The following is a 26,358-nucleotide window of genomic DNA, read 5'->3' as shown; positions in this document are numbered from 1 at the left end:
CGACGAGCTTATGCCCTCCCCCCGACGCCCTCCCCCACCGCCGCCCCCGCCACCCCACCGCGCCCCCCTCGTCGGTTGATCATGAACTTATGGCACGGTTCGACGGCGCGTCATGGCCACAACTTCATGATCGACGCACTGGGCGAGCCGGTGCGGGGCGGTGGCGGCGGGGGGGGTTAGGGGGTGGGGGTTAGGGGGTGGGGGCGGTGATGCGGACGCCGATGGTGCCGTCGAGGCCGCGGCGGATGCGGCTGCCCCAGAGGGTGAGGCGGCCGAGGATGCCGTACTTCTTGATCAGCAGGTGGCGGACGGCGGCGGTCTCGTCGGGGCCGAGCAGCTTGGCTCGGGCCGGGATGGTGGGGCCGGTGACCTTGCCGCGTACGTCGCAGTCGCTGATGGTGACCTTGCTGCTGCGGCGCAGGCGCTTCACCTTGCCGCTGTCGGTCACCGTCCACACGTAGATGTCGGCGCCGTCGCGGACCGCCCACACCGGGGTCGGCACGGCCCGCCCGTCCTTGCGGAAGGTGGTGACCAGCAGGTAGTTGCCGAATTCGAGATCCGCGACGGTAGGCATGCGCTCACCCTAACGGCCGCCTGGCGCGCAGTCGATCAGGAGCCTGCGGCCACGACACGCCGCCGAGCCGTGCCATAAGTTCATGATCAACCAAGAGAGGCGCGGGGGGGTCAGAGGACCTTGGACAGGAAGTCGCGGGTGCGGGGGTGTTGGGGGTTGGTGAGGACTTCGCGGGGGTGGCCGGATTCGACGACGACGCCGCCGTCCATGAAGATGAGCTGGTCGCCTACCTCGCGGGCGAAGCCGATCTCGTGGGTGACGACGACCATGGTCATGCCGGAGCGGGCGAGGTCCTTCATGGCGTCTAGGACGTCGCCGACGAGTTCGGGGTCGAGAGCGCTGGTGGGCTCGTCGAAGAGCATCAGTTTGGGGTCCATGGCGAGGGCGCGGGCGATGGCGACGCGCTGCTGCTGACCGCCGGAGAGCTGGGAGGGGTAGTTGCCGGCCTTGTCGGCCAGGCCGACGCGGGAGAGCAGCTCCATGCCGCGGCGCCAGGCCTGGGCCTTGGTCTGGCCTTTGACCTGGGTGGGGGCTTCGACGACGTTCTCCAGGGCGCACATGTGCGGAAACAGGTTGAAGCGCTGGAAGACCATGCCGATCTCGCGGCGCTGCGCGGCGACGTCCTTGTCGTGCAGCTCGTAGAGCTTGTCGCCCTTCTGGCGGTATCCGATGAGGTTGCCGTCGACCCAGATCCGGCCGGAGTCGATCTTCTCAAGGTGGTTGATGCAGCGCAGCAGGGTGGACTTGCCGGAGCCGGACGGGCCGAGCACGACGCAGACGTTGCCGCGCGGCACGGTGACGTCGATGCCGCGCAGCACCTGCACGTGGCCGAAGGACTTGTGCACGTTCTCGGTGCGGACCATGGGCTCGGCGGAGTGGGTCATGGCAGTTCCGGCTTTCCTCCGTGCTCGGCGGCGAGGCCTTCGAGCTTCAGCTTGGCCGCGCCGCTGCGGCCGTAGCCGCGGGCGAACCGGCGCTCCAGGAAGTACTGCCCCACCAGCAGGATGCTGACCAGGAACAGGTACCAGAGGATCGCGGCGACGTACATCGGGAAGATCTGGAAGGTGCGCTTGCCGATCGCGTCGAGCTGAAAGAACAGCTCGGCGGTGACCGGGACGGCGATCAGCAGCGAGGTGTCCTTGAGCATGGCGATGGTCTCGTTGCCGGTGGGCGGGATGATCACGCGCATGGCCTGCGGCAGCACGACCCGCCGCAGCGCCTTGCCGCGGCTCATGCCCAGCGCCGTGGCGGCCTCCTCCTGGCCGGGGTCGACCGACAGCATGCCGGCCCGCACGATCTCGGCCATGTACGCGGCCTCCGACAGCGCCAGGCCGAGCACGCCGACCGCGAACCCGCTGAGGATGTCCCGCGTGGTGAAGCCGAGGAAGCGCCAGTTGGCGTCCTCGACCCCGAACAGCTTGCCGATGTACACGTCGAACGGCACGCCGATCTCCAGGCGCGGCCACAGCAGCCCCAGGTTTCCCATGACGGTCAGCAGGACCAGGCGGGGCACGGCCCGGAAGAACCAGGTGTACACCCACGACGCGCCGCGCAGGATCGGGTTCTCCGACAGCCGGCACACCGCCACCACGATGCCCAGCAGCACACCGATGATCATGGCGAGCACGGTGATGCTGACGGTGCCCCACAGGCCCTTGATGACCGGCGGCCGGAACATGTTCTCGAACATGAACGGCCAGTTGAACGCCTTGTTCGTGAACAGCATGTGCACGAACATCGCGGCGAGCACCGCGATCACCGCGATGGCGACCCACCGTCCCGGGTGCCGGACCGGAACGGCCTTGATCGGGTCGGCCTGCCGCGGCACCGGCGTGGCCGAGGGCGTCGGCTCGGACATGGCCTACGGGTTGATCTGCGAGTTCGGCACGGCGCCGGCCTGCACGCCCCACTGTTCGAGGATCTTGCCGTAGGTGCCGTTCTGGATCAGCTCGTTGACGGCCGCCTGCAGCGCCTGGGCGAGCTGCGCCTGGTCGTTGTTCACCACGTAGCCGTAGGGCGCGGCGTCGTACACGTCGCCGATGACCTCGAGCTGGCCGTTGGACTGCTTGACCGCGTACGCCGTGATGGGCGAGTCGGCGAGCATGGCGTCGTCCTTGCCGGTGACCACGGAGTTGGCGACCTGGTCCTGGCCCGGGTACGGGCTGATCGCCACGGCCGGCTTGCCCGCCGCGACGCACGCCTCGGAGCGCTTGGCGATGTCCTCGGCCTGCACGGTGTCGCGCTGCACGGCGATGCGCTTGCCGCACGGGTTGTTCGGGTCGATCCCGGCCGGGTTGCCGGTCTTGACCGCCCACTGCGTGCCCGCGTTGAAGTAGGTCACCATCTGGGACTGCTTCTTGCGCTCGGGGTTGACCGTGAACGAGGAGACGCCGACCTCGTACTTGCCCGACTGCACGCCCGGGATGATGTCGCCGAACGTGGCGGGCTGCACCTCGACCTGCAGCCCGAGCGTCTGTGCCACGGCCTTGAACAGGTCGATGTCGAAGCCGACCACGGTGCTGCCGTCCTCGGCGAGGAACTCGTTCGGGGCGTAGGTGGCGTCCGTGCCGACCAGGATCTTGCCGTCGGACTTGATCGCGTCCGGGACCATCGCCGCCAGGGTCGGGTTGACCGAGACGGACGGGGCGGCGCCGGTCGGGGTGCCCGACGGCTCGCCACCGCCGCCGCAGCCGCCGGCGGCCAGCGCGAGAGCGATCGCTCCGACCGGAATCAGTCTCTTGAGCACATCCATCCCCTTTGCGTACCGTGTGATGATTCACGGTAACGCAAAGTGAGTTCAGGGCAGGTCGGTTCGGCCCATGACCGCGCACAGCGCGGCGGCCCGCCGCCACGGCTCTCGGAGCCGTGGCGACGGGCCGCCGTCGTCCTCGCGGATCAGGCCACGCCCAGGTAGGCCGCCTTCACCGCCGGGTCGTGCAGCAGGTCCGCGCCCGAACCCTCCTTGACGATGTTGCCCGTCTCCAGCACGTACGCCCGGTGCGCGCGCGACAGCGCCTGCTGGGCGTTCTGCTCCACCACCAGCACCGTGGTGCCCTGCTGGTTGATCTCCGTGATGATGTTGAAGATCTGCTGGATCAGCATCGGCGCCAGGCCCATCGACGGCTCGTCGAGCAGCAGCAGCTTCGGCCGGCCCATCAGCGCCCGGCCCACGGCGAGCATCTGCTGCTCGCCGCCGGACAGGGTGCCGCCCGCCTGCTTGATGCGCTCCTTGAGCCGCGGGAACAGGGTGAACACCCGCTCCATGTCCTCGGCGATGGCGGCGTTGTCGCGGCGCATGTACGCGCCCATCTCCAGGTTCTCCTTCACCGTCATACCGGGGAACACGCCCCGGCCCTCCGGTGACTGGCAGATGCCCTTGACCACCCGCAGGTCCGCGCGGACCTTGCTGATGTCCTCGCCCTGGAAGCGGATCGCGCCCGACGAGATCGCCCGCAGGCCGGAGATGGCCCGCATCGTCGTCGACTTGCCGGCGCCGTTCGCGCCGATCAGCGCGACGACCTCACCCTCGTTGACGTGGATGCTGATGCCGTGCAGCGCCTTGATCCGCCCGTAGTGCAGCGTGACATTGTCGATCTCAAGCAGCATCGGGGACTCCCAGGTACGCGGCGACCACCTTCGGGTTGTCCCGGACCTCGGCCGGGGTGCCCTCGGCGATCTTCTTGCCGAACTCGAGCACGACGATCCGGTCCGTCACGCCCATGACCAGCCGCATGTCGTGCTCGATGAGCAGCACGGTCACGCCCGAGTCACGGATCTTGCGGATCAGCTCGAGCAGCGCTACCTTCTCCGCCGGGTTGAAGCCGGCGGCCGGCTCGTCCAGGCAGAGCAGGGTCGGGTCGGTGGCCAGCGCCCGCGCGATCTCCAGGCGGCGCTGGTCGCCGTAGGGCAGGTTCCGGGCCAGCTCGTGCGTGCGGCCCTTGATGCCGACGAACTCCAGCAGCTCCTCGGCACGCTTGATGCCGCGGCGCTCCTCCTGCCAGAAGCGGGGCAGGCGCAGCATCGCGCTGGGCACGCTGCCCCGGTTGTGCGCGTCGGCGCCCACCTGCACGTTCTCCAGCGCCGTCATCTCCGGGAAGAGACGGATGTTCTGGAACGTGCGGGCGATGCCCATCTTCGTGATCTTGTGGCGCTTCTTGCCGCTGATCTGCTGCCCCCGGAACCGGATGGCGCCGTCGGTCGGCATGTAGACGCCGGTCATGGCGTTGAAGCAGGTGGTCTTGCCGGCCCCGTTCGGGCCGATCAGGCCGAGGATCTCGCCCTCGTAGAGGGTGAAGTCCACCTTATCCAGCGCCACCACGCCGCCGAAGCGGAGCGTGACGTTGTCGACCTCCAGGAGAGGCTTGCGCTCACTCACCGACGGCCACCTCCTTCTGACGGTCCTTGATCTCGGCTTCCCGGCGGCGGTTGGGCCAGATGCCCTGCGGCCGGAAGATCATCATGACGATGAGCACGAGACCGAAGATCAGGTACCGGTACTCCGTGGTGTTGATGTCCAGGCCGAGGAAGCCGCCGAGCCCGCGCAGCCACTCCGGCACGTACGCCACCAGGAAGCCGCCCAGGATCGCGCCCGGGATGCTGCCCGCACCACCCAGGATGACCGCCGCCAGCACCAGGATCGAGTTCTCCAGGCTGAACGTCGTCGAGTTCATGAAGTTGACCTTGCTGGCCCACAGCGCGCCCGACAGGCCGCCGATGGTGGCGCCGATCGCGAACGCCCACAGCTTGAACTTGAACGTCGGCACGCCCATCAGCTCGGCCGCGTCCTCGTCCTCGCGGATCGAGACCCACGCCCGGCCCACCCGGCTGCGCGCCAGGTTCCGCACCCCGAACACCACCACGATGATGACGGTGAGCACCAGCCAGTAGTACGGCTTCGGGTCGACGAAGCCGAAGATCGGCTCGCCGCCGATCTCGCCCGGCGGGTGCGGGATGGCCGAGATGCCCCGGTCGCCGCCGAGCACCCACTCCGACTGCACCGCGATGACGCGGATCATCTCGGCGAAGCCCAGGGTCACGATGGCCAGGTAGTCACCGCGCAGCCGCAGCGTCGGCCAGCCCAGCAGCACACCGGTCAGCGCCGTGATCACGATCGCCACCGGCAGCGCCGCCAGCCACGGCCACGGGCTGTCCAGCCAGTGGTAGTCCGTGATCAGCTTGCTGGCCGGCGAGGTCAGCAGCGCCATGGCGTACGCGCCGACGGCGAAGAAGCCGAAGTAGCCCAGGTCCAGCAGGCCGGCGAAGCCGACCACCACGTTGAGGCCGATCGCCAGCAACACGAAGATCGCGGCGTCGAACAGCACCGTGCCGAAGTCGGAGCTGAACGTCACCAGCGGGTTGTAGAAGCCCGGCGGGTCGGCGAACCAGCCCAGCGGCATCAGGTAGAACAGCGCCACCAGCGCGGTGATCGCGGCCCAGCGGCCCGGCTTGGACATCGCGTTCAGCTTGCCGGTGAAGCCCCTGGGCTCCGGCGCGCCGTTCTTGATCTGCACGTCGGTCATGCGCGGGCCCTCCCCAGCGACTCACCCAGGATGCCGGTGGGACGGAACATCAGCACCGCGATCAGCACCACGAACGCGACCAGGTCGCGGAACTGGGTGCCGACGAGCGCCGACGCGTAGTTCTCCACCAGGCCCAGCAGCAGGCCGCCGAGCACGGCGCCGCGCAGGTTGCCGATACCGCCGAGCACCGCGGCGGTGAAGGCCTTCAGGCCGAACAGGAAGCCCAGGTTGAACTTCGTGAAGCCGTACTTGAGGTTGGCGAACACCGCGGCCACACCGGCCATCACACCGCCGAGGAGGAACACCAGGCCGATGACGCGGCCCTTGTTCACACCCATCAGGGCGGCGCTGTCCGGGTCCTGCGCGACGGCCCGCACACCCCGGCCGAGCCGGGTGTTGTTGATGAACCAGTCCAGCCCGACGAGCATCACCAGGGCACCCACGACGATCACGATCTGCACCGGCGTGATCTCCGCGCCCAGGATCGTGAACAGCGGCTTGTTCGACACCAGTTCCGGCATGTTGCCGTACGGCGCGCGGTCGGTCGCGATACCGATGATCTCCATGATCACGAACGAGGCGCCGATGGCGCTGATCAGGAACGCCAGTGGCGGCGCGTTGCGTTTACGCAGAGGCCGGTAGGCGGTCAGCTCGACCGCGACCGCCGTCGCCGACGACACCGCGACCGCGGCCAGCAGGCCCGCGATCAGCACGCCCGCGCTGATCAGCACGCCGGAGGGGGACAGGTTCTGGTTGAACCCGAGCGCGTTCCAGGTCCACATGGCGGCGAAGGTGCCGACCATGAAGACCTCGGAGTGTGCGAAGTTGATGAGGCGCAGTACGCCGTAGACGAGGGTGTAGCCGAGAGCGACGAGTGCGTAGATGGCGCCCTGGGTCAGCCCCGTTGTGGTGAGCTCCGGAAAGTTCCGGAACAGCTCGCTGAAATCCACGTGGTGCTCCTGATATGAGGGCCGAAGGGGTCGTGGCCGGGACTGTGAAACCAGCACCCGGCCACGACGATCAGACTTCCGTAGGCATTACGAACCGGTCAGCCGACCGGAACGGGTCAGCCCTTCGGGATCTCCACCTTCGGCACGACAGCGCCGCCCTTGACCTCGAACGCCCACACCAGAACCTGGGTCGGGTCGAGCTCGCCGTTCTTCTCGAACTTGTACGTCACACCGGTCGCGGAACCGGTGCCGTTGTAGCCGTCGATGAAGGCCAGCATGTCGGCGCGGGTGGTCTTGCCCGCCTTGATGCCCTCGAGGAAGATCTTGGCGACGTCGTACGACACGTCGGCGTAGGTGCCCGGCTCGGCGTTGATCAGAGCCTTGTAGTCCGCCACGAACGAGCCCTTGGCCGAGGTGGCCGGGGCGCACGGGCAGGTCAGCACGGTGCCCTCGGCGGCAGCGTCGCCAGCGACCTTGATGAAGTTCGCGTCGTTGACGCCGTCACCGGCGACCATGACGCCGTTCCAGCCGGCCGCCTTGGCCTGCTTGAGCAGCAGACCGGCCTCGGTGTAGTAACCACCGAAGAACAGCACGGTCGCGCCCGAGGCCTTGATCTTGGCCACGGTGGCCGCGAAGTCGACCTGCTTGACCTGGACCTTGTCCTGGCCGGCCACGGTGCCGAGCACCTTGACGACCTCGGTGGCCAGACCCGTGCCGTACGCGGACTGGTCGTCGACGACGTAGACCTTCTCGGCCTTCAGGACGTCCTTGATGTAGCGGCCGGCCGCCGGGCCCTGGGCCAGGTCGTTGCCCACGCCACGGTGGAAGACGCCCCAGTCCTTGTCGCTCAGCGACGGGCGGGTCGCCGACGGGGTGATGATCGGCAGGTTGGCGCCCTTGAAGGTGTCCAGGCTCGCCTCGGTCTCACCCGAGAACGCCGGGCCGACCAGGCCGATGACCTTGGTGTCGCCGGCGGCCTTGGTGGCCAGCGCCGGGGCCTTGGCCGGGTCACCCTGGGAGTCGTACTCCTCCAGCGCGACCTTGCAGTCGGCGTTGTCCTTGTTGTACTGCTCAAGCGCGAGCTTGACACCATTGCGCATGTGAATGCCGAGACCGGCCGCGTCGCCCGTCAGGGCGCCGAAGAAACCGAGCTTCAGGTCGCACACCTTCGAACCGGCGCCCGGAGTGGCGTCGTCCGACTTGCATGCCGCGGCACCACCGGCGACGAGCGCCAGAACGGCGACGCCTCCGAGCACCCGTGCGAGTTGCTGCCTCAAGGCTGGAACCCTCCTCCATCGAAGATCCGGCCGTCTCTGCGCCGACGTGGCTGCGGGGACACCGGACCAGACCGTGTACCACGATCTGGGCTGGGACGTTATCCCAGTCACAGCCCAATCGGTAAGACCCCGCTGGCAGGTTGACCCAACCGTTACTTGTGTCGCCGACGGCGGTCACCTGCTCGAAGCTGTCACATCCGGCGCCAGGTCCATGATCCACACCCGGCTGTTTACCCCGTCGTCGGCCAGCAGCACCACCCGCCGCCCCGCCGCGGCCACCGCCGCCGCCGCGTCCCCGCGCGCGGGCAGCTCCCCCGGCAGCTCCACGCCGGTCCACCGGCCGCCCGCCGACCCCAGCCACAGCCCGAACCGCAGCTCATCGGCCACCAGCGCGAGCAGCCCCGCATCCGCCGGGACCAGCCCGGCCACCCGGGCCACCGGCCCGCCCGTCACGCCGAACCCGCCCGCGTCCTGCCAGCCGCCGTCCACCAGCCGCCACGCCCCGAACACGTCCCCGCGCAGGCCCGCCGCGTACGGCACCCCATCGACGCGGGTCACCCGCTGGAACTCCTCGTACGCGTCCGTCGCCGGGCCCGGCACCCGCGCCCAGGTCAGCCCATCGGGTGACGTCCAGCCCAGCGCATCCCGGTCCACCCGGCCCGGCCGGGACAGCGAGCCCACCAGCAGCCAGCCACCGTCCACCGCCAGCACGTCCGCGGCCGCCGTCCGGCCCCGCTCGTCCGCGGCCAGCTCCGGCACACCCTCGTGCAGGGCGAAGTCCGTCCCGTCCGGCGAGGACCAGAACGCCGCACCCGCCTTCCGGTTGCCCGCGATCCCCCAGCCCCGCGGACCGCCCGCGACCCGGGCGACGTTCACCGCGTCGTTGCCGCCGTACAGCACGTACGCCGCCGTCATCTCCGTGAGCGCGCCGCCCTGGGCCGTGTACCAGCTGCTCACCCGGGGATTGCCGTGCGCGCCGCCGCTCTTCGCGCCGATCGCGGCCAGCCGGCCGTCCGCGCAGCCCGCCGCGTAGAGGACGGACAGCTCGCCGTACCCGCCGGGGCGCAGCGGCGCGAGCGTGACCGTCGCCCACTCCCGCCCGTCGCCGCTGGTCCAGGCCGCGGGCCGGGTCCCGCCCGCGGCGTCCAGCACCCCGCCCACCACGAACCAGCGGCCACCGCAGGTCACCGCGTCACGCAGCAGCGCCCGGCCCGGAGCACCCGGGGCGGGCGGCAGCGACACCGCCTCCCACGTAGGGCGCAGCGGCTTCGGCGGCGCGGGCGGTGCCTGCGTGCACGCCGCGAGCGCGGCCAGCAGGACGGCACCGGCGACGATCCCCCGATTCAAGCGCATCGCTCGATCGTAGGAGCGCCGGGCGCCCGAGTCACTACTCGGCGGACTCCGCGGCGGCGGCCTCGACGATGATCCGCTCGGCGACCTCGCGCATCGTCAGGCGGTGATCCATCGCGGTGCGCTGGATCCACTTGAACGCCTGCGGCTCGTTCATGCCGTACTGCGTCATCAGCGCGCCCTTGGCCCGCTCCACCGCCTTGCGGGTCTCCAGCCGGTCGTTGAGCCCGGCGACCTCCGCCTCCAGCGCCGCCACCTCGGCGAACCGGGACAGCGCGATCTCGATGGCCGGCACGAGGTCACTCTGCTGGAACGGCTTCACCAGGTACGCCATCGCGCCCGCGGCGCGGGCCCGCTCCACCAGGTCCCGCTGGCTGAACGCGGTCAGGATGATCACGGGGGCGATGCGCGCGCCGGCGATACGCTCGGCGGCGGCCAGACCGTCCATGATCGGCATCTTGATGTCCAGGATGCACAGGTCCGGGTGCAGCTCCTCGGCCAGCTTCACCGCGGTCTCGCCGTCACCGGCCTCGCCGACCACATCGTAGCCCTCCTCGCCGAGCATCTCGGCCAGGTCCAGCCTGATCAGCGCCTCGTCCTCCGCGATCAGCACGCGCTTGCGCGCGACACCAGCCTGCTTCTCGGTCACCGGAACCACTACCCCCACACCAACGAGCCAACCTTGACACGCCTAATCCGGGTGTCACTGGCATCAGCCTAGTAGGTACGCTAATGCCTGCCGCACTCCACGGTCCCCGTATCCCAATCGGTAGAGGAACGGAGCTCAAACCTCCGACAGTGTGGGTTCGAATCCCACCGGGGGCACTTTGCCCAGTTCAGCGCCGTGTCGCACCCACCGTCCAGACTGACGTCCGTGCATCCGCTGTCCGTGCGTGCCACTGCCCGCGAACTCCATCGCAACGGCCTGACCATCGCTGAGGTGTCCCGCAGGCTCGGGCTGCGCTATCACACCGTGTCGGTCTGGTGCCGCAAGTCGATGCCCACCGACGCGGTGCCCGATCGCAGCCGCGACCGTTGCCCTCGGTGCCAGGAGCCGCCCGTACCGCCCGGCGACGCGGCCGCCTACGCCTACCTTCTCGGACTGTATCTAGGCGACGGGTACCTGGCGATCGGCGCGCGGGTGCCGGTGCTGCGGATCGCCTGCGCTGACGCGTACCCACAGATCATGAACGAATGCGAACGAGCGATGCGGGTCGTGCTCGCCCGCAGCGTGTCCCGGGTGCACGCGATCGGCTGCACGACCGTGCAGAGCGTCGCCAAACACTGGCCGTGCCTGCTGCCGCAGGCGGGCCGGGGACGCAAGCACGAGCGGCCGATCACGCTGGACCCGTGGCAGCGCGATGTAGTCACCGGGCAGCCCGGCCACTTCGTGCGGGGTCTGTTCCACTCCGACGGCTGCCGTTCCATCAACCGCGTCACCGTGCGCGGTAAGACCTACGAGTACGCGCGCTACCTGCTCGCCAACGAGTCGGCCGACATCCTCGGGCTGGCCGGCTGGGCGCTGGACCTGCTCGGCGTCGCCTGGCGGCTCAACCGCCGCAACTCGCTGTCCGTCGCGCGCCGCGACGCCGTCGCCCTGCTCGACCAGCACGTCGGCCCCAAGTCCTGAGAGAACTGCGTCCCTACCGAGGCGGGGTGTGCACGGCATGGCGCCGCGCACACCCCGTACACCTTCCTAGGAATCCAGTCCGAAAGCTGTGGCCCCGTCGAAGGGCTGTCGCCGGTCAGGCGGCTGGCACCAGCTCCGGCTCGGGCGTGACCTCCGCAGCGACTGCGCGGGTACGCCGCCAGGCCCGCACCGCAAAGGACAGCGCTACCGCCCACGCGATGACCACCAGCGGGTACGCGTACACACCCAGCTCGCCCTCCACCCCGGCCACCCGCAGCAGGCTGCGCGTGTTCACCAGGATGATGAGCCCGCCCACGAACGCGCCGAGCAGCTGCGCGGGCACGTGCCGGACCAGCCAGGCGGCGAGCGGCGCCGCGATGACGCCGCCGACCAGCAGCGCCGCGACGGTCGGCAGCACGAAGCCCTCGGACCCGAGCCCGATGAGGAAGCCGACGGACGCGGCACCCGCGACGAGGAACTCGGACGCGCCGACCGAGCCGATGACCTTGCGCGGCTCCATGCTGCCGGAGGCGAGCAGCGTGGGCGTGGCGACGGGGCCCCACCCTCCCCCGCCGGTGGCGTCGATGAAGCCGGCGAACAGGCCGAGCGGGCTGAGGAAGCGGGTGGGCAGGGGCCGGGGCCGGGTGGGCCGCAGCGGCCGGGCGAAGCGGATGAGCAGGTAGATGCCGAGCGCGAGCAGGATGCCGGCGGTCCACGGGATGGCGGCTTCGGTGGAGACGCTGCTGAGCACGGTGGCGCCGGCGAACGCGCCGACGGCGCCCGGCAGGGCGATGTTGCGTACGACGCGCCAGTCGACGTTGCCGAAGCGCCAGTGGGCGATGCCGGAGGCGAGGGTGGTGCCGACCTCGGCGAGGTGTACGGAGGCGGAGGCGGTGGCCGGGGAGATGCCGGCGACGAGGAGCAGAGTGCTGGAGGTGACGCCGTACGCCATGCCGAGGGCGCCGTCGACGAGCTGGGCGGCCAGGCCCACCAGCGCCATGATCAGCAGTTTCCGCACGCCATGCCTCCTACTGATCCCCTGAACCCGGTATTTCCGACCAGTTTAATAGGAATGGTAGGCGAAGCAAGATGCGGTTGTTAATTTCTGGCGAACCGGCGCTGTCGGGTAGCTGTCAGCCGGCCGCGAGCGGCAGCTGCGCGGCCACCTCGTCGGGCAGCTCCCCGGTGACCACGTGCGCGATGGTGACCCGCGTCAGGATGCGGCGCTCGGACTCGTCCACCGCGGTCCACACCCGCTGCAGCGCCTGGACCGCGCCGGGCGCGTCGGGCAGCGCGGCGCGCGGCGAGCCGAGGGGCCCGTCGATCACCTCGATGACCTCGACGAGCGTGATCTGCTCGGCGGGCCGGGCCAGCCAGTAACCGCCCTCCGGCCCGCGCTGGGCGAACACGATGCCGCCGCGGCGCAGCTGCAGCAGGATGCTCTCGCAGAACTTCGGCGGGATCTCCTGCGCGCGGGCGATGCGCTCGGAGGTGACGGGGCCGTCGCCGGCGGAGGCGAGTTCGATCACGGCGCGCAGCGCGTAGTCGACGCGGGCGGACAGTCGCATCCCCCGATTATCGCCCGCCTGGATCACTCCACTGCCCCACTCGTCGCCATGATCACATCGATCTTGCGCGAACTGTTAGCCATTTGCCCGGTTTAGGCGTGTCGCACCCACAGTTCACGCAAGATCGACGCGGCAGAGAAGCCTCACGCCCCGACGGGGCGGAGCAGGCCCTCCTGGGCCGCGGTGGCGATGTGGCGGCCGTCGCGGGTGAACATGCGGCCGGTGGCGAGGCCGCGGCTGCCCGAGGCCGACGGGCTGGCGCAGTCGTAGAGGAACCACTCGTCGGCGCGGAAGGGGCGGTGGAACCACAGGGCGTGGTCGAGGCTGGCGCCGATGACGCCGCCGGGGCCCCAGACCTCGCCGTGCACGGACAGCACCGCGTCGAGCAGGGTCAGGTCGGACATGTAGGTGAGCGTGCAGGCGTGCAGCAGCGGGTCGTCGGGGAGCTTGCCGTCGAGCCTCATCCAGACGCGCTGCTGGTCGTTGGCCACCCGCTTGCCGGGGCGGACCCAGCCGGGCTCGTCGACGTAGCGCACGTCCATGGGGCGGGGCAGGATCTTCCAGATCCCGAGGCGCTCCGGGTACGGCGCGAGCCGGTCGGACATGGTGGGCAGCTCGTCGGGGCCGGGCACGTCGGACGGGGCGGGATCGTGGTGGTCCAGCCCCTCCTCGCGCACCTGGAACGAGGCGGACATCAGGAAGATCGGCTTGCCGCGCTGCATGGCCACGGAGCGCCGGACGGAGAACGAGCGGCCGTCGCGGATCTTCTCGACGTGGTAGTCGATGGGCTCGGTCATGTCACCGGCCCGGACGAAGTATCCGTGCAGCGAGTGCACGTGGCGGGACGGGTCGACGGTGCGCCCGCCGGCGACCAGGGCCTGCGCCGCGACCTGGCCGCCGTACACCCGGGGCGGGCCGATCGGCGGGTTCTGGCCCCGGAAGACGAGTTCGTCGACCGGGGCCAGATCCAGCAGCTCGACCAGGTTGTCCACGGCGGCCTGGCCGGTGATGGGCTCCGTCATGTCACGTCCGTTCGCGCGGGCGGGACGCGCCGCGCGCCCCGGTCGCGCCCACCCTAGCCCTGGGCAGGCTGCGCGGGCTGCGCCAGGGTCTGCGGCATGGCCAGCGAGCCGAGCTGGTGTACGCGCAGGGTGTTGGTGGAGCCGGGGGTGCCGGGCGGGCTGCCCGCGACGACCACCACGTAGTCGCCGACGTTGGCCCGGCCGAGGCTGAGCAGCCGCTCGTCGACCTGCCGGAACATGTCGTCGGTGTGGTGCACGAACGGCATGAGGAAGGTCTCCACGCCCCAGGAGAGCGCGAGCTGGTCGCGCACCGCCGGCTCGGGGGTGAAGGCGAGCAGCGGCAGCTCGCAGTGCAGGCGGGCGAGCCGGTGCACGGTGTCGCCGGTGACGGTGAAGGCCACCAGGGCCTTCGCGCCGACGGCGCGCGCGATCTGCGAGGCGGCCACGGTGAGCGCGCCGCCGCGGGTGCGGGGGTCGTGCTGCAGCCGGGGCACGGAGATCTGCCCGGCCTCGGTGGTCGCGATGATCTTCGCCATGGTGCTGACGGTGAGCACCGGGTACTTGCCGACGCTGGTCTCGCCGGAGAGCATCACGGCGTCGGCGCCGTCGAGCACGGCGTTGGCGACGTCGGAGGCCTCGGCGCGGGTCGGGCGCGAGTTCTCGATCATCGAGTCGAGCATCTGGGTGGCCACGATGACCGGCTTGGCGTACTCGCGGCCGAGCTGGACGGCGCGCTTCTGCACCAGCGGGACCTGGTCGAGGGGGAGCTCGACGCCGAGGTCGCCGCGGGCGACCATGAGGCCGTCGAAGGCGTCCACGATGGCCTCGAGGTTGTCCACCGCCTCGGGCTTCTCGATCTTCGCGATGACGGGGCGGACGACGCCGACCTCGTGCATGATCGCGTGGACCAGCTTGATGTCCTCGGGCGAGCGCACGAAGGACAGGGCGATCAGGTCGACGCCGAGCTGCAGCGCGAAGCGCAGGTCCTCGGCGTCCTTGTCGGACATGGCGGGCACGGAGACGGCCACGTTCGGCAGGGAGACGCCCTTGTTGTTGGAGACCGGCCCGCCCTCGATGACGAGGCAGCGGATGTCCGGCCCGTTGACGCCGGTCACCTCGACGGCGACCTTGCCGTCGTCGATGAGCAGGCGGTCGCCGACCTTGACCTCGGCCGGCAGCTTCCGATACGTACAGGAGACCCGGTCGGCCGTGCCAAGGATGTCGTCGCTGGTGATGACAACACTGTCACCGGTACGCCACTCGTGGGGGCCGTCCGCGAACTTGCCAAGTCTGATCTTGGGGCCCTGCAGGTCGGCCAGCGTCGCGACAGCCTTGCCGGTGGCGGCCGACACCTCACGGACCCGCAGGTAGGCCTGCTCGTGGTCGGCGTGGGAGCCGTGGCTGAAGTTCATGCGGGCGACATCCATCCCGGCCTCGACGAGCCCGCGGAGGCGCTCGGGGGACCAGGTGGCGGGGCCGAGAGTACAGACGATCTTTGCGCGGCGTGTCACGACGGGCAAGCCTAGTCCTCTGATGTGACCTACGTTGCAACGGGGCGACACTGTCTCGACAAATGCGCGATACACGCGGGAAACTGATCGATCGTTCAGTGCCCGGTTTCGGCCCTGCTGGGCTGTCCCTCTCCCCCTCGGGAGCCTGTCGGAGCGGCCGCTCGGTGCCCGGCACCGATTAAGGCCGCGGAGCAGGCTCCGCATCGGTTCCGAACGCGGCGGCGACGGCGGCGGGCAGCTTCTGGTAGACGCCCTGGCCGGGGTCGAAACAGGTGCCCGGCACGGGCCGGTGCACGACGATCTCGTCGATGCCGAGCGCGGCGTAGCGGCCCGCGAAGTCGACGAACGCGTCCACCGAGCGCAGCGGGTGCTCCTGCGTGAAACCCGTCAGCAGGATGTGCGACAGCTCCGCCGGATCGCGCCCGGCCGCGGCGCACGCCTTGGCCAGGCCCGCGAGCTGGCCCGCGATGATGCCGGGGATCTCGGCGGGGTCGGTCTCGTCGCCCTTGCGGGCCGGGCCGGTGGTGATCCAGCCCTGCCCGTGCCGGGCGGCCAGGGCCAGGCCGCGCGGGCCGGTCGCCGCGATCGCGAGTGGCACCCGGGGCCGCTGCACGCAGCCGGGCAGCATGCGGGCCTCGTACGCCGAGTAGTGCTTGCCGTAGTGGGTGGTGTCCCCGTCGGTGAGCAGCCGGTCCAGCAGCGGCACGAACTCCTCGAAGCGCTCGGTGCGCTCGGCGGTGCTCCACGGGGTCTGCCCGAGCACGGACGCGTCGAAGCCGACGCCGCCCGCGCCGATGCCGATGGTGATCCGGCCGTCCGACACGTCGTCGAGCGTCATCACGTCCTTGGCCAGGGTGACCGGGTGCCGGAAGTTGGGCGAGGTCACCATCGTGCCCAGGCGCAGCCGCCCCGTGGCCGCCGCGGCGGCGGTGAGCGTCGGCACCGCGCCGAACCACGGCCCGTCCCGGAACGTGCGCCAGGACAGGTGGTCGTAGGTGTAGGCCGCGTGGAAGCCCAGCTCCTCCGCCTCGCGCCAGATGTGGCGGCCCTCGCGCCAGGGGTACACGGGCAGGATCAACGCCGACACTCGCATTGCACCGACCCTACCTGCCGCTAGGCGGCTCTCCTGGGGCGGTTGAGCATGGCGCTGATCTCGGTGCGGCGGGCGTGCCGCTGCGCCTCGCGCAGGCCGCGCAGGTATTCGACCAGCTCGGCCTTGGCCTGCGGATCGAGGTCGGACTGCAGGATCGGGGACAGCTCCTCGTCGGCCTCGCGGTCGGGCACGCCGGCCGCCGCGGCGAGCGCGTTGACCAGGTCGTCGCCGAGCGCGTCGGCCACGCGCCGCACCGAGCCGACGGTCACCGAGTCGCCGCCGTCGGGGGCCTTCATCCAGTCGAAGATCGTCTGCCGGGCGATGCCGGACTCGCGGGCCAGCTTGGCCACCGACCACTCCGGCCGGTCGCACATGCGCCGGAGGTATCTGCCCCATTCGCTGACCGGTTGCGGTCTCAGTCGTCCTGCGTCGCCCATACCTAACAGGTTAACGGCGAATTCCGGTGCGGTTCTACAGGCGTGGCGTCGCAATCAGATGACGTCTCACGTACTGGTAACACGCCGTTAAAGCGGGTGGCAGCGCTTTCAGCAGTCACCCGTTAGGGCGTAATAGACGCTCAGGGACGTCGCCACTTGCGTCGCCTATGGACGACGGTTATCGTGACGACCAGCACAGGACCGACAGATCCAGATGACGGTGCGTCGCCCGCAAACAACGTGGTCCGCGCCCGGACCGCGTCACCGTCACTGATCCGCCGGCCGTGCCGCAGCGGTTCGCCGCTGCGCCCCCCTCGCGGTGGGCCGCCCAAGGCACTGGGCGGCCCACCCGGGCCCGCCGGATCGTGAACCCCGGTCCGGCGGGCCCCATCGAGGGATCCCCCCGTTTGAGAAGAGGAGCAAGTTACGTGCTCATGACACACAAAGGCCGGGTGTCGCGCGGATGAGCCCGACCGCGGTCACGCCGGACAGCCGCACCACCTCGTCCGTTGGGGCGGTGCCCGAGGAGCAGTCGTACGTCTGGGATCTGGTCGAGCGCGCACAGCAGGGCGACACCGAGGCGTTCGGGAAGATCTACACGCAGTACGCCCCCGCGGTCTTCCGCTTCATCTACTTCCGGGTCCGGCACAGCCCCACCGCCGAGGACCTGACGTCCGACACCTTCCTGCGCGCGCTCAAGCGGATCGGCAGCGTGCGCTGGCAGGGACGGGACTTCGCCGCCTGGCTCATCACCATCGCGCGGCACATCGTGGCCGACTACTACAAGTCCGGCCGGTACCGCTTCGAGATCACCGGTGAGGTCCTCGACTTCGACCAGGAGGAGTACAGCCTCGACGGCGCTCCGGACCGGGTCGCCATGGACCACGTCAACAACCTCGCCCTGCTCGAGGCGGTCAAGAAGCTCAACCCCTCGCAGCAGCGCTGCATCGCGCTGCGCTTCCTGGTCGGCCTGTCCACCGCGGAGACCGCCCAGTCCATGGGCAAGAGCGAGGGCGCGGTCAAGGCGCTGCAGTGCCGCGCGGTGCGGATGCTGGGCCGGCTGCTCCCCGACGGTTTCGAGGAGAGCAGGTCATGACGCTCACACCGACGTTCCTCACCCTCTACACCGGTGCGGTGATCGCGGTGAGCTTCGCGGCCACGCTGTTCCTGCTACGGGAGCGGCTGACGATGGTCGAGGAGGCGAAGCTGATCCTCGACCGGGTGGACGGCGTCACGGACGGGGACGGGCAGTGGTGGGCTGCCGACGACCCCGACCAGGCACAGGCGGCGCGGCGGCGCGCGGTGGTCGCGTTCTGGCGCCGCGCCCTGAACCGGCGCCGGCCGGGTGGATCCCGGTGGCGTTCCACCGGCCCGGCCGGCGATCCGGTCCCCACGCAGGCGCCGGCGCAGGGTTCGGCCGCGGTGCCGGCGCTGCGCCGGCCGGAGGCCGACCCCGAGGTGACCGCGTATCTGGACGCGGTGCCGCCGTACCCGGCGGTCGACTACCGCGGACGGCACACCGCCACCGGGGCGTACCCGCAGGTCCCGTCCTCGCGGCAGGCGTACCTGTGATGACCTGGACATGGGGGATCCGCTGGCTGGTCCGGTTGTGCGACCGGGAGGCCATGCGGTCGGGGGTGGAGGTCAGCGCGCTGCGTACGGCGCTGGTCGCGGAGAGCCTGCTGGCACGGCAGGCCGAGGAACTGGCCCGGCGCGCGTGCCGCGAGCGGGACCGCTACCGCGGCGAGGCGGTGGCACTGCATGCCGAACTCGCCGCGGCACGCGGGCCGGGCCGCCCCAGAGCGAAGGAGCACGCCGGTGTCTGAGCAGACGGCGCCGGTCCCCCGGCTGCCCGCGCACGTGCGGGAGCTGGCGTTGCGGGCGTACGACGGCGACGAGCTGTCCCCGAAGCTGCAGGCGGTGCTGGCCGCCACCTACGCCGCGGGGCTGCGCGACGGGGCCGGGGTGCGGGTGGGCCGCCGCGAGATGATGACGCCGGCCGAGGTGCTCGCGCTGCTGCCGGTGGACCGCAAGACGGTCAAGCGCTGGGCCGACCGCGGCCTGCTGCGCGTCACCCGCACCGCCGGCGGGCACCGCCGGTACCTGCGCGAGGACGTGGCGGCGCTGCTGGTCAAGCACGGCTGGGTGCCACGCTGAGAGGGTGGGCCATGGCAACGGAGCTCTACCGCCGCCGGCACGGCGGCCGCAGGATGGTCGCGCTGCTGCTCCTGTTCACCGAGGGCGTCGTGTTCGGTCTGGGGGTGTTCGTCTCCTTCGGAGTGTTCACCACCATGCTCGCGCTGATGAACTGATCACCTCAGAGTGATCGACTATCACGTACCGTGACGGAAAACAGCAGTGGTCTGTCCGTTTAGATGTAACAACTCGTTAATGTGCTTCGATGTCCTTTGAGTTGCTCACGATGAGCGACGGGCGAATCGTTGGTATACAGTCGTTTTTATACGGACTTTTAGTTGTAGCGTGCACGTGCGAATTGCAACATGCGTCTTCTTTGAATCGGTGATGTCCTCAGCGCCCAGAGTCGAGACGTCCGGACGATGGCGTGTTGTCCTGCAGTCCAGAATTTGGCGCTGTGAATGAATTCGCTCTCTGTTACTAGCGCACGCGGCACTTCTCAGCGCACGCTGAGTGCTCGTAGATATTCGGCGCGTACGCCCGACGCCCGGCTGTCCCGGAAGGGAAGACAGGTGATTGTCAAAGTCAAGAGTGGGGCGTTCTGGCTGTGCATGGGGGGCCTCACCCTCGTTCTGGTGCTCGTGGCCTACCTGATCGTGTGGCCCGCCACGCTGAACGTCGATCAAGACATGGCCATGATGGCCCGGGTCATCGCGGCCACTGCCCTGGGGGTCGTGCTGATGCTGGCCGGCGCCGTGGCGCTGTCCAACCAGCACATCGTCGACCGGCTGCGCGAGCACGAGATCGCCCAGCTGGCCCGCGACCACCAGCGCGGCGAGCACATGCGCATCGTGATCACCGCGCTGAGCGACATCGTCCAGCAGCTCTCGCAGTACAGCAAGATCCTGGAGGAGGCGACCGGCCGCGACGTCGTGGGCGGCGAGGTGCCCCACCTGCACGTCCGTGAAGACCTGGGCAAGCTCAGCGCGATGGTGGAACTGCTGCGCGAGGACCAGGAGGAGCTGTTCGAGGTGGTGACCCGGATGCAGGCCGACAACGTCACCGTGCTCCCGGTACGCCGCAACAACGGCAACGGCCGCGACCCGGCGCACCGCTGAACCTGAAGAATCGAAAAGGGCGCCTTCTCCACGGAATTCCGTGGAGAAGGCGCCCTTCCTTCTGGATCAGGCGGGGATGAGGGGACGGGAGGAGGGGGCCACCGGGGCGGGGAGGCTGCCCTCGCCGCCGAGGTAGCGGTGGATCGCGGCGGCGGCGCTGCGGCCCTCGGCGATCGCCCACACGATCAGCGAGGCGCCCTTGTGCGCGTCGCCGGCGACGAAGACGCCCTCGGCCGGGGTCTGCCAGTCCGGGCCGCACTCGACCGTGCCCCGCGGGCTGCGCGACAGGCCCAGCTGCGCCAGCGCCTCGGTCGCGTCGGTGCCCTCGAAGCCGATGGCCAGCAGCACCAGGTCCGCCGGGACCTCGCGCTCGGTGCCGGCCACCTCGGTCACCACGCCGCGCCCGTTCACCCGCTCGACGATGACGTCCACCAGCACGATCGCACGGACGCGGCCCTGGTCGTCGCCGACGAAGCGCTGCACCGCGACCGAGAACGCCCGCTCGCCGCCCTCCTCGTGCGCCGCGTAGTTGCGCAGGATCCACGGCCAGGTCGGCCACGGGTCGCGCGCCTCGTCGCGGGCGTCGGGAGGCTGCGGGTACCGGTCGAGCTGGAGCACCGAGGCGGCGCCCTGCCGGTGGGCGACGCCCAGGCAGTCCGCGCCGGTGTCGCCGCCGCCGATGATGACCACGTGCTTGCCCGCCGCGGTGATCTCCGGCTGCGCTCCCCCGGCCACGGCCACGTTGGACTGCGCCAGGTGCGCCATGGCCATGTGGATACCGGACAGCTCGCGGCCCGGGGTGTCCGTGTCGCGGCCGGCCAGCGCGCCGGTGGCCAGCAGCACCGCGTCGTGCTCGGCGCGCAGCTGCGCGGCGGGCACGTCCACCCCGACGTTCACGCCGGTGCGGAAGGTGACGCCCTCGGCCAGCAGCTGCTCGACCCGGGCGTCGATGTGGTGCTTCTCCAGCTTGAAGTCCGGGATGCCGTAGCGCAGCAGGCCGCCGATCGCGTCGTCGCGCTCGTACACCGTCACGGTGTGCCCGGCCCGCGCGAGCTGCTGCGCGGCAGCCAGACCCGCCGGGCCGGAGCCGACCACGGCGACGGTCTTGCCGGACGGGGTCGCCGCGGGCTGCGGGCGGACCCGGCCGTTGACGTACGCCCGGTTGATGATCTCGACCTCGACCTGCTTGATGGTCACCGCGTCGTCGGCGATGGCCAGCACGCACGACGCCTCGCACGGCGCCGGGCACAGCCGCCCGGTGAACTCCGGGAAGTTGTTCGTGCTGTGCAGCGACTGGATCGCGGCGTTCCAGTTGCCGGTGCGGACCAGGTCGTTCCAGTCCGGGATGCGGTTGCCCAGCGGGCAGCCCTCGTGGCAGAACGGGATGCCGCAGTCCATGCAGCGCCCCGCCTGCTCGCGGATCAGCTCGTCGTCGGCGGAGGGATACACCTCGCGCCAGTCCATGATGCGCACCGGGACCGGCCGGCGGGCCGGCATGCGCCGGCCGTAGCGCAGGAAACCGTTCGGGTCAGGCACGTGCCACCTCCATGACCGCGGCGTCGATGTCGCGGCCGGCAGCCTCGGCGGCCCGCATGGCTTCGATCACGCGCTTGTAGTCGCGCGGGATCACGGCGGTGAAGCGCTCCGCGCTGCCCGCCCAGTCGGCCAGCAGCTTCTCCGCCACCGCCGAACCCGTCTCCTGGAAGTGCCGCTCGACCAGCTCGAACAGGCCCTCCGCCGCGACCTCGTCCACCTCGCCGAGGTCCACCAGCTCCCGGTTGACCAGCAGCGGGTCCAGGTCGAGCACGAACGCCGCGCCACCGGACATGCCCGCGGCGAAGTTGCGCCCGGTCGGGCCGAGCACCACCACGGTGCCGCCGGTCATGTACTCGCAGCCGTGGTCGCCCACGCCCTCGACCACCGCGGTCGCGCCCGAGTTGCGGACGGCGAACCGCTGGCCCACCCGGCCGCGCAGGTACGCCTCACCGGAGGTCGCGCCGTACAGCAGGGTGTTGCCCGCGATGATCTGGTCCTCCGCGGCGAACGGGCTGCGCGCGTCCGGGCGCACGATGAGCCGCCCGCCGGACAGGCCCTTGCCCGCGTAGTCGTTCGTGTCGCCGATCAGGCGCAGCGTGACACCGCGCGGCACGAACGCGCCGAACGACTGCCCGGCCGTGCCGTGCAGCGTCACGTCGATGGTGCCGTCGGGCAGGCCCGCCCCTCCCGCGCGCCGCACGACCTCACCGCCCAGCATCGCGCCGACGCTGCGGTGCTCGTTGCGCACGGTCACGTCGAAGCGCACCGGGGTGCCGCCCACCAGCGCCGGCTCGGCGTGGCGCAGCAGCACGTTGTCCAGCGACGCGTCCAGGCCGTGGTCCTGCTCGCGCACCTTGCGGGGCGCGTCGCCGTACGGCGAGCCGGGCACCGCGAGCACCGGCGACAGGTCCAGCCCGTGCGCCTTCCAGTGCTCGGTCGCGGGCACCAGGTCCAGCAGGTCGACCCGGCCCACGGCCTCGTCGATGCTGCGCAGGCCCAGCGCCGCCAGCTGCTCGCGCACCTGCTCGGCGAGGAACCAGAAGAAGTTCTCCACGAACTCCGGCTTGCCGGTGAAGCGCTCCCGCAGCACCGGGTTCTGCGTGGCGATGCCGACCGGGCAGGTGTCCAGGTGGCAGACCCGCATCATGATGCAGCCCTCGACGATGAGCGGGGCGGTGGCGAAGCCGAACTCCTCCGCGCCCAGCAGCGCCGCCACGATCACGTCGCGGCCGGTCTTGAGCTGGCCGTCGACCTGCACGGTGACCCGGTCGCGCAGGCCGTTGAGCAGCAGCGTCTGCTGCGTCTCGGCCAGGCCCAGCTCCCACGGGGTGCCCGCGTGCTTGAGCGAGTTCAGCGGGGACGCGCCGGTGCCGCCGTCGTGGCCGGAGATCAGGATGACGTCGGCCTTGAGCTTGGCCACGCCCGCCGCGACCGTGCCGACGCCGACCTCGCTGACCAGCTTCACGTGCACCCGCGCGCCGGGGTTGACGCACTTGACGTCGTACACCAGCTGCGCCAGGTCCTCGATCGAGTAGATGTCGTGGTGCGGCGGGGGCGAGATCAGGCCGACGCCCGGGGTGGCGTGCCGGGTCTTGGCGATCCACGGCCACACCTTGTTGCCGGGCAGCTGGCCGCCCTCGCCGGGCTTCGCGCCCTGCGCCATCTTGATCTGGATGTCGTCGGCGTGCACGAGGTACTCCGTGGTCACGCCGAAGCGGCCGGAGGCGACCTGCTTGACCGCCGAGCGCCGGGCCGGGTCGTACAGGCGCGCGACGTCCTCGCCGCCCTCGCCGGTGTTCGACTTGCCGCCGATCCGGTTCATCGCGATGGCCAGCGTCTCGTGCGCCTCGGCCGAGATGGAGCCGTACGACATCGCGCCGGTGGCGAACCGCTTCACGATCTCGGTGACCGGCTCGACCTCCTCGATCGGGATCGGGGTGGCGTCCTTGAACGCGAACAGCCCGCGCAGCGACCCGGCCTGCGCGGCGAGCGCGTCGACCTTGTCGGTGTAGCGGCGGAACACGTCGTACTGGCCGGAGCGGGTGGCGTGCTGGAGCAGGAACACCGTCTCCGGGTTGAACAGGTGGATCTCGCCCTCGCGGCGCCACTGGTACTCGCCGCCGACCTCCAGGCGCCGGTGCGTCTGCTCGGCCGGGTTGGTCGGGTACGCCACCGCGTGGCGCGCGGCGACCTCGGCGTGGATCTCGGCCAGCCCGATGCCCTGGATGCGGCTCGGGGTGCCGGTGAAGTAGCGCTCGACGAGCTGCGCGGACAGGCCGACCGCCTCGAACACCTGCGCGCCGCAGTACGACGACACGGTCGAGATGCCCATCTTCGACATGATCTTCTGGATGCCCTTGCCCAGCGCCTTGACGACGTTGCGCACGGCCTTCTCGGGCGCGATGTTGGGCAGCGCGCCGGTGGTGATCAGGTCTTCGACGCTCTCGAACGCCAGGTACGGGTTCACGGCGGCGGCGCCGTAGCCGACGAGCACCGCGGCGTGGTGCACCTCGCGGCAGTCGCCGGACTCGACGATCAGCGCGACCTGGGTGCGCGTCTGCTCGCGTACCAGATGCTGGTGCACCGCCGCGGTGAGCAGCAGCGACGGGATCGGGGCCAGGTCGGCGGTGGAGTCGCGGTCCGACAGCACCAGGATGCGCACGCCGTCCTCGATCGCCTCGGACACGTGCCGGCGGATCTCGGTCAGCCGGGCCTTCAGCCCGTCCGCGCCGTCGCGCAGCGGGTACAGGCCGGAGACCCGCACCGCCTTGAAGCCGGGCAGGTTGCCGTCCTCGTCGATGGAGAGGATCTTCGCCAGCTCGTCGTTGTCGATGATCGGGTACGGCAGGACGATCTGGCGGCAGCTCGACGCGTTCGGGTCCAGCAGGTTGCCCTCGGGGCCGATGGTCAGCGAGAGGCTGGTGACCATCTCCTCCCGGATCGCGTCCAGCGGCGGGTTGGTGACCTGCGCGAAGATCTGGTGGAAGTAGTCGTACAGCAGCCGCGGCCGGGTCGACAGCGGCGAGATCGGGGTGTCGGTGCCCATCGAGCCCAGCGGCTCGGCGCCCGCCCGCGCCATCGGCGCGAGCAGGATCTTCAGCTCCTCCTCCGAGTAGCCGAAGGTCTGCTGGCGGCGCTGCACCGAGTCGTGCGTGTAGACGATGTGCTCGCGCTGGGGCAGGCCCTCCAGGTGCATCAGCCCGCCGTGCAGCCACTCGGCGTAGGGCGCCTCGGACGCCAGCTCGTTCTTGATCTCCTCGTCGGAGATGACGCGCCCTGCCTCGGTGTCGACCAGGAACATCTTGCCAGGCTCCAGGCGGCCCTTGGCGACGACGGTCGCCGGGTCGAGGTCGAGCATGCCCGCCTCGCTGCCCAGCACGACCAGGCCGTCCTCGGTGCGCCACCAGCGCCCCGGGCGCAGGCCGTTGCGGTCCAGCACCGCGCCCACCACCGTGCCGTCGGTGAACGCGACGCTCGCCGGGCCGTCCCACGGCTCCATCAGGCTCGCGTGGAACTGGTAGAACGCCCGCTTCGCGGGGTCCATCACCGGGTCGTTCTCCCACGCCTCCGGGATCATCATCAGCACCGCGTGCGGCAGGCTCCGCCCGGCCAGGTGCAGCAGCTCCAGCACCTCGTCGAAGTTGGCCGAGTCGGACGCCTCCGGCGTGCAGATCGGGAACAGCCGGCGCAGGTTGCCCGGCAGCAGCGGGCTGGCCAGCAGCGCCTCGCGGGCCTGCATCCAGTTCTTGTTGCCCCGGATCGTGTTGATCTCGCCGTTGTGCGCGATGAAGCGGTACGGGTGGGCCAGCGGCCAGCTCGGGAACGTGTTCGTCGAGAACCGCGAGTGCACCAGCGCGATCGCGCTGACCACGCGCGGGTCGGACAGGTCCGGGAAGAACGTGCCCAGCTGGTCCGGCGTGAGCATGCCCTTGTAGGTCATGGTCCGGCCGGACAGCGACGGGAAGTACAGCGGGACGCCGCGCTCGCGGGTCTCCCGCTCGGTCTGCTTGCGCACGCAGTACGCCACGCGCTCCAGCTCCAGGCCGCTGAGCGGCTCGCCGTAGCGGTGCCCGGCGATGCTGTGCGCGCTGAGGAACACCTGGCGGATGCGCGGGCGCGCGTTCTCCGCGGTGGCGCCCAGCCCTTCGGCGTCCACCGGCACGTCGCGCCAGCCGAGGATCTGCGCGCCCTCGACGAGTGCGTACTTCTCCAGCACGGTCAGCGCGCGGGCCTCGTCGGCGCCGTTGACCGGCAGGAAGACCAGGCCGGTCGCGTACTGGCCGGCGGGCGGCAGCGGGAAGTCCACCACCTCGCGCAGGAACGCGTCCGGCACCTGCAGCAGGATGCCCGCGCCGTCACCGGTCGTGGTCTCGGCACCGCGGGCGCCGCGGTGGTCCAGCCGGCACAGCGCCGACAGGCCCCGGGCGACCACGTCGTGGCTGCGGCGGCCGTGCACGTCGGCGACGAACGCGACGCCGCAGGAGTCGTGCTCGAAGGCGGGGTCGTAGAGACCCACTGCGGCCGGGGCCGCCGTCAGGGCAGGCTGCGTCGCGGCCGGCTTACCAGGCTGCAGGGGGTGCGGGTATGGCGATGCCACCGGGCCTCCTGTCGTCACGGGGAGAGAGATCATTCGGTAT

The 26,358-nt window shown here is 70.7% G+C and carries 26 protein-coding genes and 1 tRNA gene; 8 read left to right on the top strand and 19 right to left on the bottom strand.

All coding sequences use genetic code 11. The features are described from left to right. Window positions 1-190: 190 nt before the first annotated feature. The 11 genes from Cba03nite_RS02450 to Cba03nite_RS02400 form a co-directional block, all read right to left on the bottom strand. The gene (locus Cba03nite_RS02450; protein ID WP_203741198.1) at window positions 191-574 is read right to left on the bottom strand and encodes a PPOX class F420-dependent oxidoreductase; all 384 of its coding nucleotides are present in this window, start codon (window positions 572-574) and stop codon (window positions 191-193) included. 110 nt (window positions 575-684) lie between these two features. Next, a complete protein-coding gene (locus Cba03nite_RS02445) occupies window positions 685-1,458 on the bottom strand; it encodes an amino acid ABC transporter ATP-binding protein (protein WP_275411530.1) in 774 nt (257 codons plus the stop codon). After that, window positions 1,455-2,432 carry an amino acid ABC transporter permease gene (locus Cba03nite_RS02440; RefSeq protein WP_203741196.1) on the bottom strand — a complete coding sequence of 326 codons (978 nt, stop codon included), beginning with the start codon at window positions 2,430-2,432 and terminating at the stop codon, window positions 1,455-1,457. Before Cba03nite_RS02440 ends, Cba03nite_RS02445 begins: the two co-directional genes overlap by 4 nt. 3 nt (window positions 2,433-2,435) lie before the next feature. Beyond that, window positions 2,436-3,326, bottom strand: a complete 891-nt coding sequence (locus Cba03nite_RS02435) for an ABC transporter substrate-binding protein (protein ID WP_203741194.1) — start codon at window positions 3,324-3,326, stop codon at window positions 2,436-2,438. Between the two features lie 143 nt (window positions 3,327-3,469). Then, window positions 3,470-4,180: an ABC transporter ATP-binding protein gene (locus Cba03nite_RS02430; protein ID WP_203741192.1), complete on the bottom strand. Its 711-nt coding sequence runs from the start codon at window positions 4,178-4,180 to the stop codon at window positions 3,470-3,472. Further along, window positions 4,170-4,949 (bottom strand): ABC transporter ATP-binding protein, encoded by a 780-nt coding sequence (locus Cba03nite_RS02425; protein WP_203741190.1) that lies wholly within the window; start codon window positions 4,947-4,949, stop codon window positions 4,170-4,172. The genes Cba03nite_RS02430 and Cba03nite_RS02425 overlap by 11 nt, the downstream gene beginning before the upstream one ends. Continuing rightward, on the bottom strand, window positions 4,942-6,093 hold the full coding sequence (locus Cba03nite_RS02420; protein WP_203741188.1) for a branched-chain amino acid ABC transporter permease: 1,152 nt from the start codon (window positions 6,091-6,093) through the stop codon (window positions 4,942-4,944). The genes Cba03nite_RS02425 and Cba03nite_RS02420 overlap by 8 nt, the downstream gene beginning before the upstream one ends. Beyond that, complete coding sequence (locus Cba03nite_RS02415; RefSeq protein WP_203741186.1) at window positions 6,090-7,043, bottom strand: branched-chain amino acid ABC transporter permease; 954 nt, start codon at window positions 7,041-7,043, stop codon at window positions 6,090-6,092. Before Cba03nite_RS02415 ends, Cba03nite_RS02420 begins: the two co-directional genes overlap by 4 nt. Before the next feature lie 116 nt (window positions 7,044-7,159). Then, the gene (locus Cba03nite_RS02410; protein WP_203741184.1) at window positions 7,160-8,320 is read right to left on the bottom strand and encodes a branched-chain amino acid ABC transporter substrate-binding protein; all 1,161 of its coding nucleotides are present in this window, start codon (window positions 8,318-8,320) and stop codon (window positions 7,160-7,162) included. A 174-nt stretch (window positions 8,321-8,494) separates the two neighbouring features. Further along, window positions 8,495-9,673, bottom strand: a complete 1,179-nt coding sequence (locus Cba03nite_RS02405; RefSeq protein WP_203741182.1) for a hypothetical protein — start codon at window positions 9,671-9,673, stop codon at window positions 8,495-8,497. Between the two features lie 34 nt (window positions 9,674-9,707). Further along, window positions 9,708-10,319 (bottom strand): ANTAR domain-containing response regulator, encoded by a 612-nt coding sequence (locus Cba03nite_RS02400; RefSeq protein WP_155374664.1) that lies wholly within the window; start codon window positions 10,317-10,319, stop codon window positions 9,708-9,710. Between the two features lie 102 nt (window positions 10,320-10,421). On the opposite strand from Cba03nite_RS02400, the gene Cba03nite_RS02395 reads away from it, so the two are divergent. After that, window positions 10,422-10,495, top strand: a tRNA-Leu gene (locus Cba03nite_RS02395). A 49-nt stretch (window positions 10,496-10,544) separates the two neighbouring features. Then, a complete protein-coding gene (locus Cba03nite_RS02390) occupies window positions 10,545-11,300 on the top strand; it encodes a transcriptional regulator (RefSeq protein ID WP_203741180.1) in 756 nt (251 codons plus the stop codon). Window positions 11,301-11,415: 115 nt separating this feature from the next. On the opposite strand, the gene Cba03nite_RS02385 is transcribed toward Cba03nite_RS02390, so the two are convergent. The 6 genes from Cba03nite_RS02385 to Cba03nite_RS02360 form a co-directional block, all read right to left on the bottom strand. Then, window positions 11,416-12,318 (bottom strand): sulfite exporter TauE/SafE family protein, encoded by a 903-nt coding sequence (locus tag Cba03nite_RS02385; protein ID WP_203741178.1) that lies wholly within the window; start codon window positions 12,316-12,318, stop codon window positions 11,416-11,418. A 115-nt stretch (window positions 12,319-12,433) separates the two neighbouring features. Beyond that, window positions 12,434-12,868 carry an RrF2 family transcriptional regulator gene (locus tag Cba03nite_RS02380; RefSeq protein ID WP_203741176.1) on the bottom strand — a complete coding sequence of 145 codons (435 nt, stop codon included), beginning with the start codon at window positions 12,866-12,868 and terminating at the stop codon, window positions 12,434-12,436. A 143-nt stretch (window positions 12,869-13,011) separates the two neighbouring features. After that, window positions 13,012-13,890 (bottom strand): acyl-CoA thioesterase, encoded by an 879-nt coding sequence (locus Cba03nite_RS02375; RefSeq protein WP_203741174.1) that lies wholly within the window; start codon window positions 13,888-13,890, stop codon window positions 13,012-13,014. A gap of 53 nt (window positions 13,891-13,943) precedes the next feature. Next, on the bottom strand, window positions 13,944-15,401 hold the full coding sequence (pyk, locus tag Cba03nite_RS02370) for a pyruvate kinase (RefSeq protein WP_203741166.1): 1,458 nt from the start codon (window positions 15,399-15,401) through the stop codon (window positions 13,944-13,946). Between the two features lie 178 nt (window positions 15,402-15,579). Further along, window positions 15,580-16,494: an LLM class flavin-dependent oxidoreductase gene (locus Cba03nite_RS02365; protein ID WP_203741164.1), complete on the bottom strand. Its 915-nt coding sequence runs from the start codon at window positions 16,492-16,494 to the stop codon at window positions 15,580-15,582. 20 nt (window positions 16,495-16,514) lie between these two features. Then, window positions 16,515-16,868, bottom strand: coding sequence for a hypothetical protein (locus Cba03nite_RS02360; RefSeq protein WP_203741162.1), 354 nt, complete (start codon window positions 16,866-16,868; stop codon window positions 16,515-16,517). 526 nt (window positions 16,869-17,394) lie between these two features. On the opposite strand from Cba03nite_RS02360, the gene Cba03nite_RS02355 reads away from it, so the two are divergent. The 6 genes from Cba03nite_RS02355 (at window position 17,395) to Cba03nite_RS02330 (ending at window position 20,185) form a co-directional block, all read left to right on the top strand. After that, window positions 17,395-18,027 carry a sigma-70 family RNA polymerase sigma factor gene (locus tag Cba03nite_RS02355; RefSeq protein WP_203741160.1) on the top strand — a complete coding sequence of 211 codons (633 nt, stop codon included), beginning with the start codon at window positions 17,395-17,397 and terminating at the stop codon, window positions 18,025-18,027. Further along, window positions 18,024-18,503 carry a hypothetical protein gene (locus Cba03nite_RS02350; protein ID WP_203741159.1) on the top strand — a complete coding sequence of 160 codons (480 nt, stop codon included), beginning with the start codon at window positions 18,024-18,026 and terminating at the stop codon, window positions 18,501-18,503. Before Cba03nite_RS02355 ends, Cba03nite_RS02350 begins: the two co-directional genes overlap by 4 nt. After that, window positions 18,503-18,757 carry a hypothetical protein gene (locus Cba03nite_RS02345; RefSeq protein ID WP_203741157.1) on the top strand — a complete coding sequence of 85 codons (255 nt, stop codon included), beginning with the start codon at window positions 18,503-18,505 and terminating at the stop codon, window positions 18,755-18,757. The genes Cba03nite_RS02350 and Cba03nite_RS02345 overlap by 1 nt, the downstream gene beginning before the upstream one ends. Continuing rightward, window positions 18,750-19,088, top strand: coding sequence for a helix-turn-helix domain-containing protein (locus Cba03nite_RS40195; RefSeq protein WP_275411529.1), 339 nt, complete (start codon window positions 18,750-18,752; stop codon window positions 19,086-19,088). Before Cba03nite_RS02345 ends, Cba03nite_RS40195 begins: the two co-directional genes overlap by 8 nt. A gap of 11 nt (window positions 19,089-19,099) precedes the next feature. Beyond that, window positions 19,100-19,243: a hypothetical protein gene (locus Cba03nite_RS02335; protein ID WP_203741155.1), complete on the top strand. Its 144-nt coding sequence runs from the start codon at window positions 19,100-19,102 to the stop codon at window positions 19,241-19,243. Window positions 19,244-19,639: 396 nt separating this feature from the next. Beyond that, window positions 19,640-20,185, top strand: a complete 546-nt coding sequence (locus Cba03nite_RS02330; protein ID WP_203741153.1) for a hypothetical protein — start codon at window positions 19,640-19,642, stop codon at window positions 20,183-20,185. Window positions 20,186-20,251: 66 nt separating this feature from the next. On the opposite strand, the gene Cba03nite_RS02325 is transcribed toward Cba03nite_RS02330, so the two are convergent. Both Cba03nite_RS02325 and gltB read right to left on the bottom strand, forming a co-directional pair. Then, entirely contained in the window at window positions 20,252-21,721 is a 1,470-nt protein-coding gene (locus Cba03nite_RS02325; protein ID WP_203741151.1) for a glutamate synthase subunit beta, read from the bottom strand. Then, window positions 21,714-26,318: a glutamate synthase large subunit gene (gene gltB / locus Cba03nite_RS02320; protein WP_373315714.1), complete on the bottom strand. Its 4,605-nt coding sequence runs from the start codon at window positions 26,316-26,318 to the stop codon at window positions 21,714-21,716. Before gltB ends, Cba03nite_RS02325 begins: the two co-directional genes overlap by 8 nt. Between the last annotated feature and the right edge of the window lie 40 nt (window positions 26,319-26,358).

This window comes from Catellatospora bangladeshensis (genome assembly GCF_016862575.1).
GTDB lineage: Bacteria > Actinomycetota > Actinomycetes > Mycobacteriales > Micromonosporaceae > Catellatospora > Catellatospora bangladeshensis.
This window is presented reverse-complemented; position numbering and strand designations above follow the sequence as displayed.

Excerpts from the sequence above, each read along its gene's own strand:
- Cba03nite_RS02440 (WP_203741196.1), bottom strand. The coding sequence starts at position 2,432 with ATGTCCGAGCCGACGCCCTCGGCCACGCCGGTGCCGCGGCAGGCCGAC.
- Cba03nite_RS02355 (WP_203741160.1), top strand. The coding sequence starts at position 17,395 with ATGAGCCCGACCGCGGTCACGCCGGACAGCCGCACCACCTCGTCCGTT.
- Cba03nite_RS02350 (WP_203741159.1), top strand. The coding sequence starts at position 18,024 with ATGACGCTCACACCGACGTTCCTCACCCTCTACACCGGTGCGGTGATC.
- Cba03nite_RS02420 (WP_203741188.1), bottom strand. The coding sequence starts at position 6,093 with ATGACCGACGTGCAGATCAAGAACGGCGCGCCGGAGCCCAGGGGCTTC.
- Cba03nite_RS02375 (WP_203741174.1), bottom strand. The coding sequence starts at position 13,890 with ATGACGGAGCCCATCACCGGCCAGGCCGCCGTGGACAACCTGGTCGAG.
- Cba03nite_RS02365 (WP_203741164.1), bottom strand. The coding sequence starts at position 16,494 with ATGCGAGTGTCGGCGTTGATCCTGCCCGTGTACCCCTGGCGCGAGGGC.
- Cba03nite_RS02345 (WP_203741157.1), top strand. The coding sequence starts at position 18,503 with ATGACCTGGACATGGGGGATCCGCTGGCTGGTCCGGTTGTGCGACCGG.
- Cba03nite_RS02445 (WP_275411530.1), bottom strand. The coding sequence starts at position 1,458 with ATGACCCACTCCGCCGAGCCCATGGTCCGCACCGAGAACGTGCACAAG.
- Cba03nite_RS02430 (WP_203741192.1), bottom strand. The coding sequence starts at position 4,180 with ATGCTGCTTGAGATCGACAATGTCACGCTGCACTACGGGCGGATCAAG.
- Cba03nite_RS02335 (WP_203741155.1), top strand. The coding sequence starts at position 19,100 with ATGGCAACGGAGCTCTACCGCCGCCGGCACGGCGGCCGCAGGATGGTC.
- Cba03nite_RS02380 (WP_203741176.1), bottom strand. The coding sequence starts at position 12,868 with ATGCGACTGTCCGCCCGCGTCGACTACGCGCTGCGCGCCGTGATCGAA.
- Cba03nite_RS02360 (WP_203741162.1), bottom strand. The coding sequence starts at position 16,868 with ATGTGCGACCGGCCGGAGTGGTCGGTGGCCAAGCTGGCCCGCGAGTCC.
- Cba03nite_RS02435 (WP_203741194.1), bottom strand. The coding sequence starts at position 3,326 with ATGGATGTGCTCAAGAGACTGATTCCGGTCGGAGCGATCGCTCTCGCG.
- Cba03nite_RS02450 (WP_203741198.1), bottom strand. The coding sequence starts at position 574 with ATGCCTACCGTCGCGGATCTCGAATTCGGCAACTACCTGCTGGTCACC.
- Cba03nite_RS02405 (WP_203741182.1), bottom strand. The coding sequence starts at position 9,673 with ATGCGCTTGAATCGGGGGATCGTCGCCGGTGCCGTCCTGCTGGCCGCG.